This is a genomic window from Nucisporomicrobium flavum (assembly GCF_016464385.1).
GTDB lineage: Bacteria > Actinomycetota > Actinomycetes > Mycobacteriales > Micromonosporaceae > Actinoplanes > Actinoplanes flavus_A.
This window is the reverse complement of sequence record NZ_JADMLH010000009.1, coordinates 1-3,256: the sequence shown is the minus strand read 5'-3', so window position 1 is coordinate 3,256 and position 3,256 is coordinate 1. Positions and strand designations below refer to the sequence as shown.

The 3,256-nt window shown below is 71.4% G+C and carries 3 protein-coding genes; 1 reads left to right on the top strand and 2 read right to left on the bottom strand.

Annotated features, from left to right (window positions below; genetic code table 11):
* Positions 1 to 132: 132 nt before the first annotated feature.
* Positions 133 to 1,200 carry a succinyl-diaminopimelate desuccinylase gene (dapE, locus tag IT780_RS21650; RefSeq protein WP_199513456.1) on the bottom strand — a complete coding sequence of 356 codons (1,068 nt, stop codon included), beginning with the start codon at positions 1,198 to 1,200 and terminating at the stop codon, positions 133 to 135.
* Between dapE and argH the strand changes: the two genes are divergently transcribed.
* Complete coding sequence (argH, locus tag IT780_RS21645; RefSeq protein WP_233413293.1) at positions 1,199 to 2,680, top strand: argininosuccinate lyase; 1,482 nt, start codon at positions 1,199 to 1,201, stop codon at positions 2,678 to 2,680. The genes dapE and argH overlap by 2 nt on opposite strands.
* A gap of 55 nt (positions 2,681 to 2,735) precedes the next feature.
* Here argH and IT780_RS21640 read toward each other — a convergent pair.
* Positions 2,736 to 3,256, bottom strand: a 521-nt coding sequence (locus IT780_RS21640) for a non-reducing end alpha-L-arabinofuranosidase family hydrolase (RefSeq protein ID WP_267910115.1), incomplete at its 5' end; no start/stop codon positions are given.

The following is a 3,256-nucleotide window of genomic DNA, read 5'->3' as shown; positions in this document are numbered from 1 at the left end:
GCCTGGCGCCCGGGTTGGTGGGGGGGGCTTTTTTCGGGACGGGCGCTTTTTCCCGGCCGGAAAACGGTGACCCCGACAACGACCTTCCCGGGGCGCAGTGCCCGCCGAGCGAAGCGAGGCCATGTAACAGTCTCAGCTCAACCAGGTGGCGAGCACGCGTTCGCACTCGCGGATCTCCGCGACCGGGACGTGCTCGTCGTCGGTGTGGGCGAGCAGCGGGTCGCCCGGCGCGTAGTTGACCGCCGGGATGCCCAGCTCGGCGAAGCGGGACACGTCGGTCCAGCCGAACTTCGCCGCGGGTTCCTTGCCCACCACGGCCAGGAATTCCGCGGCGGCCGGCTGGTTCAGGCCGGGCCGCGCGCCCGGCGCCTTGTCCCGGATCTCCAGGTCGTAGCCGGCGAAGACCTCCTGGAGGTACGCGTACGCCTCGTCGATCGTGCGGTCGGGCGCGAACCGGTGGTTGATGTCGATGACGCACTCGTCGGGGACCACGTTGCCGGCGAGCCCGCCCTGGATGTTCACGGCGTTGAGGCCTTCGTGGTACTGCAGACCGTCGACGACCGGCCGGCGCGGCTCGTACGCGGTGAGGATCGCGAGGATCGGCGCCGCGGCGTGGATCGCGTTGACGCCGCGCCACGAGCGGGCGGTGTGCGCGGCCCTGCCCTTCAGGGTGATCCGGACGCGCATCGTGCCCTGGCAGCCGCCCTCGACCGCGGCGTTCGAGGGCTCGCCGAGGATGGCGAAGTCGCCGGCCAGCCACTCGGGGTGGTTGCGCACGAGGCGGCCGAGCCCGTTCTTCACCGAGGCGACCTCCTCGTTGTCGTAGCAGACGAACGTGAGGTCGTGCCGCGGCTCGGTGACGGTCGCGGCGATGCGAAGCTGGGTGGCCAGGCCGGCCTTCATGTCGCAGGTGCCGCGGCCGTACAGCAGCTCGGCGTCGCCCTCCCCGGTGGTCCAGGTGGGCAGGTTGTCCTTGATCGGCACGGTGTCGAGGTGCCCGGCGAGCACGATGCGGCGGTCCCGTCCGAGGTTCGTCCGCGCCACCACGGCGTCGCCGTCGCGCAGCACCTCGAGGTGGCCCAGCTTGCGCAGCGCGGCCTCGACCGCGTCGGCGATCGCGGCCTCCGCGCCGGAGACCGAGGGGATGTCGCAGAGCGCGCGGGTCAATGAGACAACATCATCGTGCAGGTCGAGCGTCATGGGGACGACCCTATCGTTGGGGTCCCCGCTGAATGTGAGGAGTGAGGCAGTGCCGGAGACCGAAGGTCCGACCAGGCTGTGGGGTGGCCGGTTCGCCGGTGGACCGGCCGACGCGCTCGCGCGGCTGAGCGTCAGCGTGCACTTCGACTGGCGGCTGGCGCCGTACGACATCGCCGCGTCGCGGGCGCACGCGCGGGTGCTGGCCGGCGCGGGGCTGCTGGACGCCGACGAGCTCGGGCAGATGCTGGCGGCCCTCGACGACCTCGAGTCGGCGTGCGCGGCGGGGGAGTTCCGCCCCACGATCGAGGACGAAGACGTGCACACCGCCCTGGAGCGCGGGCTGCTGGAACGCCTCGGCGCGCTCGGCGGCAAGCTGCGCGCGGGCCGGTCCCGCAACGACCAGGTCGCCACGGACCTGCGGCTCTACCTGCGGGATCACGCCCGCGGGGTGGCCGCGGCGGTGGTCGAGCTGGCCGACGCGCTGATGGAGCAGGCCGGCCGGCACGTGGACACGCCGGCGCCGGGCCTGACCCACGTGCAGCACGCGCAGCCGGTCAGCTTCGGCCACTGGTTGCTGGCCCACGTCCAGCCGCTGCTGCGTGACCTCGAGCGGATGCGCGACTGGGACGAGCGTACGGCGATCTCCCCGCTCGGCTCCGGCGCGCTGGCCGGCTCGTCGCTGCCGCTGGACCCGGCCGCCGTCGCCAAGGAGCTCGGCTTCAAGGCGCCGGTGCAGAATTCCATGGACGGCGTCGCGGACCGTGACTTCGTCGCCGAGTTCCTCTTCATCACCAGCCTGATCGGCGTGCACCTGTCCCGGCTCGGCGAGGAGGTCGTGCTCTGGACCTCCACCGAGTTCGGCTGGGTGATCCTCGACGACGCGTTCGCCACCGGGTCGTCGATCATGCCGCAGAAGAAGAACGCCGACATCGCGGAGCTCGCCCGGGGCAAGGCCGGCCGGCTGATCGGTGGCCTGGTCGCGGTGCTGACCATGCTCAAGGGGCTGCCGCTGACGTACGACCGCGACATGCAGGAGGACAAGGAGCCGGTCTTCGACGCGGTGGACACGCTGCAGCTGCTGCTGCCCGCGCTGGCCGGGATGATCTCCACGATGACCGTACGGGTGGACCGGCTCGCGGCGGCGGCGCCGGTCGGCTTCTCGCTGGCCACCGAGGTCGCCGACTGGCTGGTCCGCAAGGGGGTGCCGTTCCGTGACGCCCACGAGATCACCGGCCGGCTCGTCGCCCTGTGCGCGGCCCGCGAGTGCGAGCTCGAGGACGTCAGCGACGACGACCTGAAGACGGTCAGCGAGCACCTCGACCCGTCCGTACGCCAGGTCCTGTCGGTCCGCAGCGCCCTCGCCGGCCGCACGACGCCGGGCTCGACCGGCCCGGGCCCGGTCGCCGACCAGCTCCAGACGGCGTCGGACAAGCTCGACGGCTGGCGCGAGTGGGCGATCGAACGGGTCGTCCCGCGCTGAGGTCCAGCCGCGGCCGGGGGTGCGCGCGCATTCGCCCCCCGGCCGCGACGCTCATTCAGCGCTGCAGGGTGAGCACGCCGGGCCGGTAGGGCAGCTTGCCGTAGTCGCCGCCGGAGCTGGGCGAGCGGCCCTGGTAGAGCAGTTGCAGGTTGCACGGGTCGATGGTCATGGTCTGGTCAGCGGTGGCGCGGACGAGATCGCCGTGGCTGATGTCGTTGGTCCAGGTGGCGCCGCTGTTGGCCTTGCCCGCGAACGGGTTGCTCTCGGTCGCGGCCTGCGGGGTCCACGTACCGCCCAGGCTGGTGGCGGTGAACGACCGGAAGTAACGGCCTTGGCTGCCGATGGCCTCGACGATCATCAGGTACTGGTTCTGACCCGCAACCTTGTACACCTGCGGCGCCTCGAACAGGTTGTTCGTGCTGTCACTCATGATCGTGGTGTACGACGAACCGAAGCTGCCCGGGAAGTTCCCGATCGGCATGCTGGCCCGGTAGATCTTGCCGTTGTCCCCGGCGAAGAACAGATACATGTTCTGTCCGTCGCCGATCAGCGTCTGGTCGATCGGGCCGGTCCCCG

Coding starts and splice junctions, on each gene's coding strand:
- argH (WP_233413293.1), top strand. CDS start 1,199: ATGGGGACGACCCTATCGTTGGGGTCCCCGCTGAATGTGAGGAGTGAG.
- dapE (WP_199513456.1), bottom strand. CDS start 1,200: ATGACGCTCGACCTGCACGATGATGTTGTCTCATTGACCCGCGCGCTC.